The organism is Bacillus sp. AFS023182 (assembly GCF_002560575.1).
Classification (GTDB): domain Bacteria; phylum Bacillota; class Bacilli; order Bacillales; family Bacillaceae_G; genus Bacillus_A; species Bacillus_A arachidis.
Map to the genome: position 1 here is coordinate 1 of NZ_NTRO01000036.1, position 16835 is coordinate 16835.

Consider the following 16835-nt stretch of genomic DNA (forward strand, 5'->3'; position numbering starts at 1 on the left):
CGACAAGCCTATGAGGCAAGAGAAAAAGTGTTAATGGATGAAGCTGCAAAGGTTGCTCATGCTCGTAATGAGGGGAAGAAAGAAGGAATCCAAGAAGGAAAAATACAAATGATTAAAGGTATGCATGAACTAGGTGTACCACTCGAAACAATTGCTAAAGCAAGTAAATTAAGTATAAATGATATTGAACGTATTTTAGAGGAGAAATAAAATAAAAAAAGCACATGAAATGGGGATAACATGCGCAAGAAAATGGTAATTTAGGTAACTTAACCATAACATAAAAGCTCTGATTTATGGGGCTTTTTCTTTTTTCTCAATAAACAGTATAGATAAATATGGTAAAATGGTAAGTGGATGGGAGTCCACTTACATATTATTAAAATTAAGATGGTTCAAGTCGGAGAAAGGTACCTTAGGGTGCCTTTTCTTTTTTAAACTGACCCCTAATAATAAATGAGAGTGTTGTATCTTCATAACCATTTGTAATAAATATATTCCATATTTTTTCTAGTAACTCATTTCTTTTGTTATTGAAATCTTTATTTGTTCTAGCCATTTCTCCTCCTTATAACAAATAATTTGTAAATACTGCCAGGGTCCTGCCGAATGCCCATCAATCTAAGATTTTGAGACACCCCCATAACAAAATTTTTACCTTCTACAGTTATTTATGAGAATTCAACCATTTTTTTCGTTTTGGGGAGGAATGTATTTCTTAAGTTGATGGGCATGTATGGTGACCCCTAGTAAAAAAAAGATATTACAGAAATTTTTCGTTTGCATTTAGAAACAGAGGTAAATATACTGTTGGCGACAGAGTTAACAGCTTTTTTAGACTACGAAAAATACGATCGCATAGGCTTTAATTCAGGCAATTCCCGCAATGATTCCTATCCCCGTACGCTACGTACGGAATACGGTGATCTTCAAATTTCTATTTCACGTGACCGTAATGTCGAATTTAAACAACAGACTGTCGCACCTTACAGACGCTCAAACGAGATACTTGAATCATTTGTCATTCATATGTTCCAAAAGGGGGTCACACTGGCGGAGATTACGGAGTTAATCGGAAAAATGTATGCTCATTCTTATACACCACAAACGATTTCAAATATGACAAAAATGATGACAGCACTAGTATTTATTCAATGAATTTAATCTAGTCCTTTAACAAGCAAATCAAGAAATATACAAAGCGCAAGGAACTGTTTCAAAATGAGGAATCACTAGAATGCTTTCTCATATACCAGTTCGAAGACTACAACCAGCGCTTTGCGACTCGTTGTCACATCGGCTTCGACCAGGCACGGGCAGAACTAACAACGATGTTTGAATCGAAAGAATAAGCGAAGGTCACGGAAAGGCGTATAATTTTAATGTTTTTGGAAGGGGTATCCCTTCCAAAAACATCAAAACCATTTCTGCAAATTAAACATATAAAATTCAATAAAACGACGGTCTATAAGAAAAGGTTGGAATGTCATTTACACAAAAATATTGACACTCCTCAAAATATGATTATTTGGTTATATTCATTTCTTAAAAAAACATTCTACATTTTCGTAGGTTTTTAAAGGATTTCCCTTTAAGAAATCTATAACCATATCATTGAATATATTTTTTTCCATAATATTTAAAGGATCAAACGAGTTATTAAAAATGGCTAGGGTAGAATTTGGGATGTTTTTGAAAAGTATTTGAGCTGCTTTTTCCTCATTAACCCCAATAAAAAACTTATTGCCTCCTCCCATAACTAGTGTATTAGCTTGTATTAAATGTAATAGATGAGTATGTGTTGGAAAAGGAGCTGTTTTCATAGCTAACAGAGTTTTTTTATCAATAGTAAATGATTTTCTTAGAATTTCTTCGGTATATGGATATGGCTTATAAACTTTCATCATAAGATTGATAATAGTTGAGTAAGGAAGTAATGAAAACAAAGCGTTTGATATTTTTAATACAAAATTAGAGCTCAATGAGGGAAGTTCACTGAAGCTATCTGCGATAACTAAATTCTTTATTATGTCAGGTCTCTTTATGGCTAGCAAGGTAGCAATCTGTCCACCTTGAGATACTCCCACAAGGTTTACACGATCAAGAGAAAGAGCATCTAAAAAAGCCGAAATATCTTCAGTTATTAAATTATGGTCATACTTATTATTTGGGAAAAATTTTCCGGAATCGCCATGTCCACGATAGTCAATCATTATCATTTTATAGAAAGGTGAGAAAGCCTTAATTTGTGGTTCCCACATTTTCCAAGAAGCACCACTTCCGTGTAAAAATATAATTACATCTCCAGTTCCTGATACTTCATAGTGTATATGAGTCCCATTTACTTTTATATTAGGCATTAAAAAGACTCCTTTCAACATTTTCATTCCATTTTATTGAAATTCCAAACTCACAGCATTATTTTGAAAGTCATGTATAAGTAATGATAATGAACAAGACTTATCTATCATTAATAACTCTTGTTGATATTAATTAATGATTATGAAATGGTAAAGTAAGATATTAATAATGGAATTTATGTAGAATTATACATGTTTCTATATTTTTGACTATTGATAAAATAAATTTAGCCGATAGCGTTATTTCCTTATATATAGTTAAAATAATGAAATGTTTCTTAGAAAAATAAAAATAGAAGTTTAAAAGTGAAATAGCTAAAAATCCCTATGTAGTAAAGTGGGAAAGAAATTTTATATTGTATTGATAATGTAGAGATAGGGTTGAATTTAATGTTTCTCAAATTTTAATATATGAAATAAGAAAAATAGATATTTTTTCTTATTATGCTAATTAATCATTCATTAGTAAATAACTTTTTGACATTTTTGAAATTTATAACGATAATATTTCAAAAAGTATTGAAAAGTTATTTTTTGTAGATTATAATAATTTTGAAATATAAAATAAAAATATTTCAAAAAGGGGTGTTGGTATGATTTTAGTAAAAAATTTAACAAAACAATTTTCTAATGGAAAGGGGCTTTTTGATATTTCATTTGAAGTACAAGAAGGTGAAGTTTTTGGGTATTTAGGACCGAACGGAGCTGGGAAATCTACCACCATTAGAAATTTAATGGGTTTCACACGCCCTACCTCTGGAAAAGCATCCATATTTGGACTTGATTGTTGGGAGGATTCAGCAAAGATCCAAAGGGAAGTTGGTTATTTACCAGGAGAAATTGCATTTATGGATGGAATGAATGGTTTAGAATTTTTAAAGTTGATTCAAGGTATGAGAGGGATAAGAGATAATCGAAAACGTGATGAACTAATAGAAAGATTTCAATTTGATGTTAAAACTCCTATTAGAAAAATGTCCAAAGGAATGAAACAGAAGGTTGGAATAGTGGCAGCCTTTATGCATGATCCACAAGTATTAATTTTAGATGAACCTACATCTGGATTGGATCCTTTAATGCAACAATTGTTTATTGAGTTGGTATTAGAAGAAAAGAGTAGGGGAAAAACAATCCTTATGTCTTCACATATATTCCCAGAAATTGAACGTACATGTGATAGAGTTGCAATTATTAAAGATGGTCGCTTATTAACCATTGAAAAAATTTCTGATTTACGTGCAAAACAGCGACAGGTTATTGAAGTTACCTTAAGTTCTAAGGAAGAATTAAATTCTTTGAAAAAATTAAACTTTCAATTTGAAAATTTTAACGGAACAACAGCATCAATTATTGTGCATGGAGATTATGATACTCTTTTCCGTGCTTTATCAAAATTTCATGTTATTGGTTTTCAAGTTAGAAATATGGATTTGGAAAGTATCTTTATGCACTATTATGATAGACAACAGAAGGGAGTTGTTAATTTATGAGTAAGTCATTATTTATAGCTAGTTTGAAGGGTAACAGCAAAAATATTTCTAATTTTGCTATTGGATCAGTTCTATATTTATGGATACTGATTTGGGTTTTTCCATCAATGTCTTCTGCAAAAGGGCTGAATGACTTAATAAAATCTATGCCAGAAGCTCTGCAGAAAGTAACGGGCTTGCAAAGTGGTGTTCATAAATTAAATGACTTTTTAGCTGGTGAATATTATGGATTAATTTTTGTGCTCTTACTAATGGTTTATAGCATTATTGCTTCAACTCAATTGGTTGCAAGGCTTGTTGATAAAGGAGCGATGGCTTATTTGGTTGCTACACCAGTTTCGCGTGCTAAAATTATTTTGACACAGGCATCTGTTCTAATTCTTGGTCTGCTTACTATTGTTATTTTCACTTATGTTGGTGGATTAATTGGTGCAGAATGGTTTATTGAAAAGTCTGATCTGGACAAGGAATTATTTTTGAAGATGAATTTAGTAGGTGGATTGTTATTTTTAGTTGTATGTGCATATTCGTTCTTTTTCTCCTGCTTATTTAATGATGAAAAGAAAGCAATGAGTATTTCTGCTGGTGTTACAGTATTATTTTATGGATTAGATATGTTAGGGAAGTTAAGTGATAAATTTGAATGGATGAGAAATATATCACTGTTCAATCTTTTTCAACCCCAAGAGATTATTTCAGGTGATTACGATGTAGTGCCAACAAGCATAGGTTTATTAGTAAGTGCTATAGTTATTTTCGGACTTTCAACTTTAGTGTTTAAAAAAAGGGACTTACCATTGTAATTAGATAATATTTGCTTGTGAAATAAATAAGCATATGTACATTGTATTAAAAAACAGTTTTTAAGTAAGATAATTATAGTCATAAAATAACCTGATTTTAATATTTCTATTAAAATCAGGTTATTTTTTTTAATAGGATTTTTTAATGATAGTGAGATTAATAGAAATTGAAAATATGTAAGTATCTTCGGCGAAATAGGAGTTTGTAAATAAAATTAATATTTTATTTATAATGAGTTTTTGAAAGTATAATATTATTTTTCTATATTAAATGAATTAAGAACAAGAACATAATAAACTTAGGTGTCTGTTTAGTGAAAGGTCCAAAAATTGAAAATTTTGGACCTTTCATAAATGATTGGGATATTTCCTATATACCATAAAAGGCTATTTTTTAATTATTGAATGTTAAACAGGCAGAACTAACAAAATATGCTTTATTATTTATTGGGATTAGATAATCCATAATAAAACATTGTTAGTAATTCTTTTGTGTGTTGTTCATGATTCATATCAAGCAAGAAAGGGGCCTGTTGTTCACCTAATTGATTAAACATATTAATATATAGCAGAATCATTTCTTGTGACAGATCAGGGTTAATTTCTCCATCTTCTTGAGCGCGTCGAACAAAACTGAGGAAAATTGGGATGATAGTTTTATTTTGGTATGAAATCAAAAATTCTCGCAGTTTTTGGTCGCTATGCATAGCTTGTTCAATCATTTCAGGATGAAATATACTGGATTGTTGTAGTTTGCGTGTTAACATCTGATGCATTTTTTCCTTAAAACAGAGTTGCGATTTAATTAACTCTTCATAAAAGGAAACCTCTTCTATTGTAAAATCCATAATTAATTCTCGGAAAAGTGCATCTTTGCTACCAAAGTGATTATAAATTGTTACTTGAGACACCTGTGCCTGTTTAGCTATATCTTCAATTTTTACATCTTTGTAGCCTTTCTCTGTAAAAAGAGAAAAAGCTGCTTTTTTTATGGCCTCCTTTTTCTTTTTTTTGACTCTTTCAAATCCATTTAATGTTGTTGTATTCCTCATTATACAACCTCCTTATCTCACTTTTAATATAAATGATGAAATATAAAGGTGCAAGAATTTCAACTCTTTTTGAAATTTATGTAACCATTAATTTCAAAAAGAGTTGATTATTTACAAATTAAGGATTATAATGGGTTTGAAATTTGTTATTTCTGATATTTCAAAAATATCTTTTTATAACGAGTATTTTGTACATTCATTGTTTTGATGAAAGGAGCTGCTAATTAATCTGAGTTATAGTTTATAACTACAATACTATTAATCTAGTAAACAACTAACTTTATTCATTTGATTGAGAAGATAGTTTTATAAAGTGCAAAGGAGTGACTAAAAATGCAATTAGATTCCAAGGTCGCAATAGTTACAGGTGGAACAAGAGGGATTGGGAAAGCTATAGCTAAAACCTTCTTGGAGGCGGGTGCAATAGTGATATGTGCAGCCAGAAAAGAGAATGAATTTAAAGAGTTACATTCTCAGTTTCCTCTTAGGGCTATTTTTTCAGAAGTCGATGTAAGGGATGCTGAATCAGTTAAGCAAATGGTTCAGTCCGCGATCTCTAATTACGGTCAAGTAGATATTATGGTAGCGAATGCTGGGGTTTTAAGGGATTCATTATTAATCAATATGACTTGTGAAGATTGGAATGAATCTATTAACACAAATTTAAATGGTGTTTTTAACTGTACTCATGCTGTAATAGAGCACATGGTTGAACGAAAATCGGGTCATATTATTAATGTTTCATCAGCAGCAGCAACTCGTGTAAATATAGGTCAAGCCAATTATTGTGCTTCTAAGGCTGGAGTTGAAATGTTTACTAAAGTCGCAGCTATGGAACTAGGACCACATGGGGTTAGGGTTAATTGTCTTTCTCCGGGAATTATTGAAGAAGGTATGGGTGCTGAATTGGTGAAAAAAGAAAAGATTTGGGAAAGGTATCAAAGAAGAATGGCTCTTCGGCGGGCTGGGACATCAGATGAGATATCAAAGGCTGCTTTATTCCTAGTAACAGATTCAAGCTCGTATGTTAATGGACATGTTTTAGAAGTAAATGGTGGTTTGTTATGGGGCTGATTAGAAAGGAGGAGTTTTAAAGAAATGTTGACTGTACCAAAAGTTGATGGTAAGCAAAATGGTCTTACATACCCTGTAGGAATTATGGGAACAGGAATGTATGTTCCTGAAAATGTAATAAATAATAATTATTGGGAGAGTCGCCTGGATACTACTAGTAATTGGATTATAGAAAAAACAGGCATTATAGAAAGACGTCACATTAGTAAGGATATTTCCACATCTGACATGTGCGTTGCAGCAGGGAAAGAAGCTTTGGATAGATGTGGTATTGCTGCCAAAGATCTAGATGCCATAATTATAGCAACAATTACACCTGACTATCAGTTACCTTCAACAGCGTTAATTGTAAAAGAAAAGTTAAAAGCTGATAATGCAATTCCACTAGATTTAACACAAGTAGCTTGTGCAGGTGTAGTTTTCGGTGTTTATTTAGGAGTACATCTTCTACAAAATAAACAATTTAATAATGTATTAGTTATAGGAGCCGATGCATTATCACGTATATATAATCCTGAAGATAGAGGATCATGTGTATTTTTTGGAGATGCGTGTGGTGCTATGGTTTTACATAGAATGAAAGAGGAGTCACTGGGGGTTTTGTCTTGGGATATTGGTTCGAAATTCAATATAAATGGGGCAGGAGTTTCCCATGGTGGGGCAAAATATCCACTCTCACAGCAAGATTTTAATAATGGTAAACATTATCTTTATATGGAAGGTAAGGAAGTTTGGAAGGAAGCTGTGAAAGCTTTACCAGCAACAATTGAACGCTCTATTCATAAAGCAGGATTAACAGTTCCACAAATTGATTTTTTTGCTGTACATCAAGCAAACAAAAGGTTAATTCAACATGTTTTTGACAATCTAGGTGTAGATTCTGAGAAAACTTTATTTAATGTACATAAGTATGGAAATACAGGAGCAGGTACTATACCAACAGTATTACATGAAGCAATAATAAGTAAAAAAATAAAAAATCGGGATTTAGTGTCATTAGCCGGTATAGGGGCAGGATTTAAGTGGGGCTCCTTATTAATTAGACACTCTTCTGATTCAGAAGATTTTGAATAGTAGGTGAGGAAATGAATAAACACATAAAATCTGTAGGTATAGCCGGTATAGGATCATATGTACCTCATAAAGTACTAACTAATTCAGATTTAGAAAAAATGGTAGATACGTCTGATGAATGGATTGAAAAACGTATTGGGATAAAAGAAAGAAGGATTGCAGAACCAGATGAATTTGCATCCGATATGGGAGTTAAAGCTTTACTAGACGCTTGTGAAAAATCAAGTATTAAGTTAGAAGAAATTGATTTGTTGGTGTGTGGCTCTAATACACCTGATTATAATAGTCCGCAAATGGCTGCTTTAATATTAAATAAAGCAGGGATGCGTAACACGGTGGCTATTGATATTCGTGCTGGGGGATGCCCAGGAGGTGTTTTTACTGTAGATGCAGCAGCGCAATATGTAGCAACAGGCAGATATAAAACAGTAGCAGTTGTTAATACAGAATTGAACTCATCAATTTTAAACTGGGAAGATAGGACTACTTGTGTAATTATGGGAGATGCAGCAGCATGTGTAATTTTACGTGCTTGTAAACCAGAAAAGGGGATACTTCATACAATTCTATGTAATGATCCGTCAGGTTATTTTGTCGGTTATATACCAGCTGGAGGTAGTGTGATTCCAACTAGTTTAGAAACGTTAGAAAATAAAATGGGATACTTTCATATGGATGGACGAGCTATATGGGATTTTGCTACGACTAAAGTACCTGAACTAATAAAAGATTTATCTACAGAAACAGGATATGCGTTAAATGAGGTTGATTTATATATATCTCATCAAGCAAATCTAAATATTATAAAAGAAATTATGAAAAAAATAGAGGTTCCATTTTCTAAAACCTTTACAAATATAGAGAAATACGGAAATACTTCTAGTGCTTCAGTCTTATTAGCAATTTGTGAAGCTGTACAAGAAAGACGACTGAATAAAGATGATTTACTATTTACATTTGCCTTTGGTGCAGGTTTATCATATGGGGCAACAGCTATAAGATGGTGTGGCCCAGAAGACTTTTTAGATTAAATACTCATAAAAGTATAAATAAAGGAGAAGAACAGAATGAATGATAAAAAAGTAGCAGTTATAGGAATAGGAGCAATTGGAAGGGGCGTTGTTCACTCTTATGCATTGGCAGGTTGTAAAGTATGGGCTGTAACAAGAAACGGAGAGGACAAAATGACTTCTTATATCGAAAAAGAAGTAGAGAAAGGACGGTTAAGTTTTGAACAAAAAGAAATGATTCTTTCAAATGTTTTACATTGTAAATTAGAAGAGCTTCCAGAAGTAGGATTAGTTATTGAAGCAATAATTGAAGATGTAGAAGAAAAACAGAAATTGTTTAGTTATTTAGATGAAACACAGCCAACTTCAACTGTTTTGGCATCTTCCACATCTACTATACCTATTAGCCAAATATCCTCATTAAGCAAAAATAAAGATAGAATAGTAGGGATGCACTTTTCAACACCTGTGCCAATAATGGAATTAGTTGAAGTAATTCGGTCTGTGTTTACTAGTGAAGAAATACTAGAGAAAACAATGAAATATTGCGAATTAATTAATAAAGTAGGAGTCGTTGTGAAAGATTTTCCAGGTTTTGTAGTATCTAGATTAGCTCAAGCGATGATTAATGAAGCGGCTTACATCTTAATGCAAGGTATTGCGGATGCAGAAGCTATTGATACAATTGCTAAATTAGGATTGAATGTTCCCATCGGTCCGTTAAAACTAGTAGATCAAACAGGCATTGATGTGGCATTAAATGGAATGGAATCAATGCGGAATTTACTAGGAGATCAAAGATATACACCGTGTCCACTATTCCGTCAAAAGGTATATGATGGGCACCTAGGAAGAAAAGTGGGATGTGGTTTTTATAAATATGAAAAATAGTATTGGAGTTGCTGCTTTAGGTCTTTATTTACCAAAAGAAAATCAAGAAATAATTTCAAAAGAGAACTCAAAAATAAATGTTCATATAGCAAATTATGAAGATACAACTTACGAAATGGGAAAAAAAGCATTAATGAATGCTTTAGAAAACTTAAATGAATGTAAAACAGATTTGAAATACTGGATACACTGTAATGATTCTCCAGGTGATTATTTATTTCAATTAGTAGGTCGCAAAATATTAGACCGTGTTAATGTCGGAAGGTGTAACACATATAATATATATCAGTCTTCTAATTGTTCGCTATTAGCGATTAAACTTTTAATTGATCATTTACGTAATGACGAAAAGGCTTTTCTTGGAGGTATATCCACCAGTAATCATTGGCAGTATCATAGTGAAGATAGAACTGTAGGGGATGCGGTTCTTGGAGATGGAGCGGCTACTCTTTTATTAAAAAAGGGAGTAGAACAATACACATTTGATTCATTTGCTATAAAAACAATTGGTGAGTATCATGATATAGCTGCTATAAAAATAGGTGGATATTTACAACCTTTAAATGAACGGGTTATTCAAGAAGGGGGTTTTAAATACACTCTTATAAATGAAGATAAGTATCTACAACTAAAGAAAGAGACGCATAAAATTGCTTGTGAGGTAGCAGATGAAGCTCTTTTAAAAGCTGGTATCACAAAGAAAGAAATTCAATTGGTGGTATTGCATAGCCAAACACCTGGTGTATCAAGGTCATTTATTCAGGAGTATGGGTTAAATCCTAGTATAGTTATTGAGACAGTAAACGAAATCGGATATATGTGTTCTGGTGGAATACTATTTTCTTTAAGTAAGGCTATTTATAATTATAAACCTTCAAAGGGAAGTAAAATACTTGTTATATCAATTGGGATAGATGGAAATTGGTGCGCAACTATCATGACGGTTTAAAGTAAAAGGAGAATAGATATGATTGGAATTGCAGGTATAGGAGTTACTTTTCCTGATAAGGTAGTCGATACTTGGGAAAGGTACGCGCAACCTAATGGGATAAGAAAAGATATTTGGCAGCGCATGGGATGTCATTCCACGTATGTTTTAGAACCACCTTTAACACCAACAGATTTAGCTGTTCAAGCGGCGAATAAGGCGTTATTAGAGGCTAAAGTTAATAAAAATGAGGTAGATTTAATAATTTGTAACAATTATAATTCAGAATATTTGTATTGGCAAACTAGCGCGAAAATACAATCTCTTTTAGGCTGCGAAAATGCTTATACTTTTGATGTTTTTGGTGGTTGTAATGCAGTAGGATCAGTAGTTCGTTCGGCAATAGATATTATGTCACAAGATAGCTCGGTTCAAAATTGTTTATTAGTTTTTACTGAGGCGATAAGTGGTGAAACATGGCCACAATTTATCTCAGATGGGGCTTGTGCCTTGCTTTTAAAGAGGGAATATTCAGATCTCGTTTTTTTATCACATAGCCAAGTGAGTGATATCTTTCCAAGTTTTCAACGATTACCTGTTGGGGGAACAGCCAAGCCATTTGAGAAAGATATGAAGTTTTCAGGAAACGTATATGAAAATTTCGAATTTAGTGCTGAGAATTTTCGCAAAGAAATTAAGCCTATAATATATCCCTCATGTGAAAAGGCAATAAGAGAAGCTATACACAAATCAGGGCATAAAATATCGAACATAGATCAAATTTTTCTTGTACACCAGCAAAAGTATGTCAACGAGAAAATATTAGAAATGCTAGATTTAGATTTAAATTTGTCTCCAATTGATTATATTGATGATATGGGACATGTGTCTGGTTCTGATGTATTTATATGTATGAAAAGAGCAATTGAAGATGGAAGAATAAAAAAAGGTGATTTATTGGTTTTTGCTGTAATGGGATTAATGGATTTTCATAGTTGGGTAATTCGCTATTAGTGATACATAAAAAGGAGAATATTATGGAAAAACCTATTATTGGAATACGTGCCGTAGGAAGTTATATGCCAGAAAAAATACGTACAATTACTTCATCAGAAGAAATGGAGATTAATATAAGAGTCGCATCCGAAGAAGAAACTACATATGAAATGGGAGCGAATTCTATAAGAGATATGGTGAAACGTGCTGGAATTAAAATTAATGAACTAGAAAAACAGTATTTTTTTGTAAACCAAGAATCTTATGGAGATTACCTTTTTCAAATGCATGGTAGGCAGATCATGGATAGGGTGGGGGTTAACAGGATAGTTTCATTTAATATGCATCAGGGTGGAAGCTCATCTTTACTTTTAATGAGACTGCTAAAAAACCATCTTCTGGTTAATAAGGACATCAAATTTGGAATTGTTGGTGCCCCTCAATCATGGGAGTTTCATAGTGTAAATAGGTCTTTGGGAGATGCGATTCTTGGTGATGGTGCGGCGAGTTTATTGATGGAAAAAGGATATGAGAGATATCGTATTTTATCAATTGTAAATAAAACAATTGGAAAATATCATGATGTAATCTATAACGAGGTAGGTGGATGGAAGGTACCTATAACCGATAAACCTTGTCGTGAGGGAAAGTTCGTTTATAAAATTCATAATATTAAAAAGTACAAGGAAATTAAGGGGAATATGTTTTCTTTTCTTGTACCAGTTATAAAAAAGGCTTTACAGGAGGCAAATGTTAGCTGGGAAGAAATAAAAAAGTTTTTAATCCATAGCCCTACTCCACTTATGCATGAAGGATTTTTAAAATATTTTAAATTAGAAGAAGATCAAGTTATTGACACTGGAGAAAAATATGGTTTTATGTGTTCCGCTGGTTTACTGCTATCTTTACAAACTTTAGTACACGACACGTATTTAAGTGAAGGGAGTAAAGTTTTAATTGTATCATTTGGTGTAGATGGAAACTGGGGAGCCTCAGTATTAGAAGTGTAGAGGAAGGAGGAGTAATTTTGAACGAAAAGATAGGTATTTCAGGTATTGGAATTGCTTTGCCTGATAGATTAGTAAGTACATGGGATGTTTTGGCTCCTGCTGCGAAAATGAGAGAATCACTAAAAGAGACACTAGGGTGTAATTATGTCCCTATTGCAAATAAAGAAGAAAGTCCTATGTATTTCTCGTTAAAGGCTGTAAAAGAAGCTTTAAACGAATCCAATACTAAACCAGAAGAGGTTGATTTTATTATTGCTAATAATCTTTCATCTGACTACGATAATTGGCAAAGTTCAGCATATATTGCAGAGCAGTTTTCTTGTACAAATGCTATAACAGTAGATGTATATGGTGGTTGTAATACCACAGGTATGGCTTATCATATGGCAGTAGAGGCAATTAAAGCGGATCAACAAATTAACACTGTATTGATTGCACTAACGGAGCACTTGGGGGGGAGAACTTTTCCTCAATTCATAGGTGATGGTGCATGTGCTCTAATTGTTCAACGAGGTTCTTCGGATTTAATATCATTAAATTATCTTAATTTAAATGAGAAAATGCCTATTCTGGGAGTAATGCCTGAAGGAGGAGTAGTGGTACCTTTCTCATCCGAAACCAGATTTGATGGTGGATGGGAAGATCGGGTCGAATTTAATTTTGATAAATACCGCAAAGAATTAAAGCCTATATTTGCTGATATTTCTACACGACCAATCTTGGAATTATGTGCAAAATCAAATATAAAAGTAGAAGATTTAGATATGCTATTTGTAGTTCATCAACAAATGGAGTATCACTTATCACTTCTTAAAGCTCTAGGCTTGCCAACTTCAAAGGCACCTCTACAGTATATAGAAAATTTAGGGCATATTAGTGGGTTTGATGTTTTTATTGTTTTAAAATGGGCGATTCGAGACAAATTAGTTAAAAAGGGAGATTTGTTAGGATTCATGGTAATGGGGCTTGGAGAATGGCATGCATTTTTACTTAAGTACTAATACATATATACAGAAAGGAGAAACGATTTGAAAAGTGTTGTAGGCATGGTTGATGTTTCTATCTATCTTCCACCAAATAAACTTATAAGTGATGTACTTGTACCTGGAAAATTGAATGAAAGAAAACTAGCGCAAATAGGGGTAAAGTCTGTTCCTGTGGCTCAAAAGGCTTTGGCCAGTGATTTGGCGATTAATGCAGCTAGAGCATTGTTAGAAAAAAATAAAATCAACCCTAAAGAAATCGATATCTTAGTATATGCTGGGAGTTTAACTCCCGATTTTCTTGCATGGCTTCCTTCAGCTCGAGTTTGCCATGAATTAAACCTAAGTAATGCTTTTGGGTTTGATTTAAATATTGGATGTGGAAGTTTCCAATTAGCCATTAAGTTAGTTTCAGAGACTCTTTGCAATAATAAATGGAGTACAGCATTGCTAGTTTCAGGAGATAAATTTGACTATTTAACTAATAATCAAGAAACTAATGAAGTGATTATGGGCGATGCAGGTGCAGCAATGCTCCTAAAAAAGAATTACGATAAAAATGTATTCTTTGGTTTTGATGCTATAACTAAGGGGTATTATCATGACATGACTTTATATACTGGATTTACGCCAGCAGCTAATAAGTTTATAGAAGACAATCCTTCTATTCAAAAAGATTTATGGACTTTCGCTAATAAGGGAAAACTTGAAAGTTTTTTAGAGGAAAATATAGATAATTATATTAGAATGAGCGAAAAAGTATTGTTTGATAACGGAATGAATATTGAAGATATATCATATGTTGTAGTCCCTACAGGAAGACTGGATATTATGGATAAGATAGTGCAAAAATTAAACTTTCCCAGGGAAAAAACCAATATTCCATTTATTGAAAATTTAGGAGATTGTGCGGCCTCTGGATTTGCAATTGATATAAAGAATATTATAGAGCATTATCAGCCAAATTCTGGGGAATACACGCTTTGCTTAGGAGCAGGATTAGGAATCTCCTGGATGGGGTCAATTTTAAGACATTAAGAAAGGATGTTGTTTAATATGGAAAGTGTAGCGATATCAGGAAGAATTATAGGGACAGGCTCGTATGTTCCGGAGAAGGTGTTAACAAATAGGGATTTAGAAAATATGATGGATACGAGTGATGAATGGATTCAGGAAAAATATGGGATTAGGGAACGAAGAGTAGTTTCTAATCCTGATGAACAAAATATTTCAGATTTAGCATATTATGCAGCTAAAAATGCGCTAGCGGCTGCAAATTTAGAAGCAGAGGATTTGGACTTGGTTATTCTAGCTTCCATTTATTCTGATATAAAAAGCCCAGCTACTGCATGCATATTGCAAGGGAAACTTGGAGCAAAAAATGCTGTTGCGTTTGACATGAATATAGGTGGGTGTCCAAATGCAGTTTTTGCAATGACTACAGCTTTAAAATACCTTGATGGTAAACGATTTAAAAGGGCTTTAGTGGTATGTGCAGAGATATATTCACGTTTTATTGATTGGTCTTATCGTAATACAGCTTGTTTTTTAGGTGATGGAGCTGGTGCTGTTATTTTAGAAGCTTGTCCTAAAGAAGAGGGTATTTTAGCGTATAATTTACATACTGATGGAACTAAGTATAATAAAGCCTGGTGGCCTGGTGGAGGAACAGTGGATGTACCATTAGAGAAACAAACTCCACATATCGAAGGAAAAGAAGTTTGGAAATTTGGACATACAGCTACCCCAAATGTAATTATTGAAACTGTACAGGATACAGGCTTAAAAATGGAAGAGATAGATTTTGTGGTGTTCCATCAAGCAAATGTTAACATAATTCATAATGTAATGGATATGATTGGACTACCACGTGAACGAACATACATGAATAATTACAAATATGGGAATACAGGTGGGGCATCTGCTTTAATTGCTTTGGATGAAAGTATACGTGAAGGAAGAATTCAAAAAGGGGATAATATTGCCATTTGTTCATATGGAGCAGGACTAGCATGGGGTGCAATGGTTATGAAGTATTAGTCTTTTATTGTTACTTGAGGTGCAGTGACCACTCAGTGTCAATAATGTTTTTTGATAATTCGGTCATCTTGTAAATTCTAACTATGCATTTTAGGAGGAACGTTATGAAATATTCTATATTTTGTTTAGCAGATTATTATGAGGAAGATAACACATTAATTTCTTCTTATTATAAAGAGATACAGCAACAAATTATTTTGGCAGATTTATTAGATTTTGATACCTTTTGGGTTGCGGAACATCATTTTAAAAATGAACATGGAAGTTTAGCATCTCCAGCTTTATTTTTAGCAGCTGCATCGCAGAATACAGAGAAAATTAGGTTAGGAGTGGCGGTTTCTGTAATACCTTTGCATAATCCTATTCGAATTGCTGAAGACTTTGCAATGTTAGATGTTTTATCAAATGGACGTATGAGGTTTGCCACTGGTAGTGGGTATTTACAATACGAATTTGAAGGTTTCAATATTAAATCTGATCAACGTTTAAGTTTATTAAACGAAGGGATTGAAGTGATTAATCGTCTTTGGACAGAGGAAAAGGTCAATTTTCAGGGTAAACATTTTCAAGTGAATACGGGGCTAAATATTAGGCCTAATCGTTGTGTAGAACCTCCAATGATGGCTGTAGTGCGGACTGAAGCAGTACATGCGATGGCTAAAAAAGGACAACCCATATTTATATCATCTCTTTCAATTAAAAATATAGAAGAATTAAATGAACTGGTTCGGGAATACAAACAAATATACTTAGAGCATGGTCATCCGGAAAATGAAATGAATATTTCGTATTGTTTAAATGTTGTTTTGGATCATAGTGATGAGGTTGCTAGGGAAGCAGGAATTAATGCGTTACAACGATTATTTGATCATCGTGGTATTCAACGAACACCACTTGATTTTATTGATGAAAATCTGTGCTTGTTTGGTAGTCCGAGCAAAGTTGCTAAACTCTTAAACCAATATATTGAAAGTGGTATTACTGAATTGGCAATTTCAGCATCATTTGGTCAAATAGGTCATAAACAAGCTTGTAATACAATGGACTTACTAAAGAAAGAAGTGTTACCTCTTGTAGACAAGAAGAATAATGTTGATTACGTAGTATCGAAATAATAGTTGATT

The 16835-nt window shown here is 33.1% G+C and carries 16 protein-coding genes and 2 pseudogenes; 15 read left to right on the forward strand and 3 right to left on the reverse strand.

Features of this window, described 5'->3' with window-relative positions:
- A pseudogene (locus CN288_RS17965) lies at nucleotides 1–210 on the forward strand (Rpn family recombination-promoting nuclease/putative transposase); the annotation flags it as partial.
- A 205-nt stretch (nucleotides 211–415) separates the two neighbouring features.
- On the opposite strand, the gene CN288_RS17970 reads toward CN288_RS17965, so the two are convergent.
- Complete coding sequence (locus tag CN288_RS17970) at nucleotides 416–559, reverse strand: hypothetical protein (RefSeq protein WP_255259997.1); 144 nt, start codon at nucleotides 557–559, stop codon at nucleotides 416–418.
- A gap of 203 nt (nucleotides 560–762) precedes the next feature.
- On the opposite strand from CN288_RS17970, the pseudogene CN288_RS17975 reads away from it, so the two are divergent.
- Nucleotides 763–1352: pseudogene (locus tag CN288_RS17975) on the forward strand (transposase).
- A gap of 186 nt (nucleotides 1353–1538) precedes the next feature.
- On the opposite strand, the gene CN288_RS17980 reads toward CN288_RS17975, so the two are convergent.
- Nucleotides 1539–2360, reverse strand: a complete 822-nt coding sequence (locus tag CN288_RS17980) for an alpha/beta fold hydrolase (protein WP_098302756.1) — start codon at nucleotides 2358–2360, stop codon at nucleotides 1539–1541.
- A 593-nt stretch (nucleotides 2361–2953) separates the two neighbouring features.
- On the opposite strand from CN288_RS17980, the gene CN288_RS17985 reads away from it, so the two are divergent.
- Together CN288_RS17985 and CN288_RS17990 are read left to right on the forward strand one after the other, a co-directional pair.
- Entirely contained in the window at nucleotides 2954–3850 is an 897-nt protein-coding gene (locus tag CN288_RS17985; RefSeq protein WP_098302757.1) for an ABC transporter ATP-binding protein, read from the forward strand.
- Nucleotides 3847–4653, forward strand: coding sequence for an ABC transporter permease subunit (locus CN288_RS17990; protein WP_098302758.1), 807 nt, complete (start codon nucleotides 3847–3849; stop codon nucleotides 4651–4653). The genes CN288_RS17985 and CN288_RS17990 overlap by 4 nt, the downstream gene beginning before the upstream one ends.
- A 440-nt stretch (nucleotides 4654–5093) precedes the next feature.
- Here the strand turns inward: CN288_RS17990 and CN288_RS17995 are convergent, their stop codons facing one another.
- Nucleotides 5094–5705: a TetR/AcrR family transcriptional regulator gene (locus tag CN288_RS17995; protein WP_098302759.1), complete on the reverse strand. Its 612-nt coding sequence runs from the start codon at nucleotides 5703–5705 to the stop codon at nucleotides 5094–5096.
- Between the two features lie 333 nt (nucleotides 5706–6038).
- Between CN288_RS17995 and CN288_RS18000 the strand changes: the two genes are divergently transcribed.
- The 11 genes from CN288_RS18000 (at nucleotide 6039) to CN288_RS18050 (ending at nucleotide 16826) form a co-directional block, all read left to right on the forward strand.
- Complete coding sequence (locus CN288_RS18000) at nucleotides 6039–6779, forward strand: SDR family NAD(P)-dependent oxidoreductase (protein ID WP_098302760.1); 741 nt, start codon at nucleotides 6039–6041, stop codon at nucleotides 6777–6779.
- A gap of 24 nt (nucleotides 6780–6803) precedes the next feature.
- Nucleotides 6804–7853, forward strand: coding sequence for a 3-oxoacyl-ACP synthase III family protein (locus CN288_RS18005; protein ID WP_098302761.1), 1050 nt, complete (start codon nucleotides 6804–6806; stop codon nucleotides 7851–7853).
- Between the two features lie 11 nt (nucleotides 7854–7864).
- Nucleotides 7865–8884 (forward strand): 3-oxoacyl-ACP synthase III family protein, encoded by a 1020-nt coding sequence (locus CN288_RS18010; protein WP_098302762.1) that lies wholly within the window; start codon nucleotides 7865–7867, stop codon nucleotides 8882–8884.
- 36 nt (nucleotides 8885–8920) lie between these two features.
- Nucleotides 8921–9754, forward strand: a complete 834-nt coding sequence (locus CN288_RS18015) for a 3-hydroxyacyl-CoA dehydrogenase family protein (protein WP_098302763.1) — start codon at nucleotides 8921–8923, stop codon at nucleotides 9752–9754.
- Nucleotides 9744–10703, forward strand: coding sequence for a 3-oxoacyl-[acyl-carrier-protein] synthase III C-terminal domain-containing protein (locus CN288_RS18020; RefSeq protein WP_141527981.1), 960 nt, complete (start codon nucleotides 9744–9746; stop codon nucleotides 10701–10703). The genes CN288_RS18015 and CN288_RS18020 overlap by 11 nt, the downstream gene beginning before the upstream one ends.
- Nucleotides 10704–10721: 18 nt before the next feature.
- Nucleotides 10722–11696, forward strand: a complete 975-nt coding sequence (locus tag CN288_RS18025; RefSeq protein ID WP_098302765.1) for a 3-oxoacyl-ACP synthase III family protein — start codon at nucleotides 10722–10724, stop codon at nucleotides 11694–11696.
- A gap of 23 nt (nucleotides 11697–11719) precedes the next feature.
- Nucleotides 11720–12688, forward strand: a complete 969-nt coding sequence (locus CN288_RS18030; protein WP_098302766.1) for a 3-oxoacyl-ACP synthase III family protein — start codon at nucleotides 11720–11722, stop codon at nucleotides 12686–12688.
- A gap of 17 nt (nucleotides 12689–12705) precedes the next feature.
- Complete coding sequence (locus tag CN288_RS18035) at nucleotides 12706–13689, forward strand: 3-oxoacyl-[acyl-carrier-protein] synthase III C-terminal domain-containing protein (RefSeq protein WP_098302767.1); 984 nt, start codon at nucleotides 12706–12708, stop codon at nucleotides 13687–13689.
- Nucleotides 13690–13716: 27 nt separating this feature from the next.
- Nucleotides 13717–14709 (forward strand): 3-oxoacyl-ACP synthase III family protein, encoded by a 993-nt coding sequence (locus CN288_RS18040; RefSeq protein WP_098302768.1) that lies wholly within the window; start codon nucleotides 13717–13719, stop codon nucleotides 14707–14709.
- Nucleotides 14710–14727: 18 nt separating this feature from the next.
- Nucleotides 14728–15711: a 3-oxoacyl-ACP synthase III family protein gene (locus CN288_RS18045; RefSeq protein ID WP_176527694.1), complete on the forward strand. Its 984-nt coding sequence runs from the start codon at nucleotides 14728–14730 to the stop codon at nucleotides 15709–15711.
- A 104-nt stretch (nucleotides 15712–15815) separates the two neighbouring features.
- Complete coding sequence (locus CN288_RS18050) at nucleotides 15816–16826, forward strand: LLM class flavin-dependent oxidoreductase (RefSeq protein WP_176527695.1); 1011 nt, start codon at nucleotides 15816–15818, stop codon at nucleotides 16824–16826.
- Nucleotides 16827–16835 lie beyond the last annotated feature (9 nt).

Coding starts and splice junctions, on each gene's coding strand:
- CN288_RS18020 (WP_141527981.1), top strand. CDS start 9,744: ATGAAAAATAGTATTGGAGTTGCTGCTTTAGGTCTTTATTTACCAAAA.
- CN288_RS18005 (WP_098302761.1), top strand. CDS start 6,804: ATGTTGACTGTACCAAAAGTTGATGGTAAGCAAAATGGTCTTACATAC.
- CN288_RS18010 (WP_098302762.1), top strand. CDS start 7,865: ATGAATAAACACATAAAATCTGTAGGTATAGCCGGTATAGGATCATAT.
- CN288_RS18045 (WP_176527694.1), top strand. CDS start 14,728: ATGGAAAGTGTAGCGATATCAGGAAGAATTATAGGGACAGGCTCGTAT.
- CN288_RS17985 (WP_098302757.1), top strand. CDS start 2,954: ATGATTTTAGTAAAAAATTTAACAAAACAATTTTCTAATGGAAAGGGG.
- CN288_RS18050 (WP_176527695.1), top strand. CDS start 15,816: ATGAAATATTCTATATTTTGTTTAGCAGATTATTATGAGGAAGATAAC.
- CN288_RS17990 (WP_098302758.1), top strand. CDS start 3,847: ATGAGTAAGTCATTATTTATAGCTAGTTTGAAGGGTAACAGCAAAAAT.
- CN288_RS17980 (WP_098302756.1), bottom strand. CDS start 2,360: ATGCCTAATATAAAAGTAAATGGGACTCATATACACTATGAAGTATCA.
- CN288_RS17995 (WP_098302759.1), bottom strand. CDS start 5,705: ATGAGGAATACAACAACATTAAATGGATTTGAAAGAGTCAAAAAAAAG.
- CN288_RS18015 (WP_098302763.1), top strand. CDS start 8,921: ATGAATGATAAAAAAGTAGCAGTTATAGGAATAGGAGCAATTGGAAGG.
- CN288_RS18030 (WP_098302766.1), top strand. CDS start 11,720: ATGGAAAAACCTATTATTGGAATACGTGCCGTAGGAAGTTATATGCCA.
- CN288_RS18000 (WP_098302760.1), top strand. CDS start 6,039: ATGCAATTAGATTCCAAGGTCGCAATAGTTACAGGTGGAACAAGAGGG.
- CN288_RS18025 (WP_098302765.1), top strand. CDS start 10,722: ATGATTGGAATTGCAGGTATAGGAGTTACTTTTCCTGATAAGGTAGTC.
- CN288_RS17970 (WP_255259997.1), bottom strand. CDS start 559: ATGGCTAGAACAAATAAAGATTTCAATAACAAAAGAAATGAGTTACTA.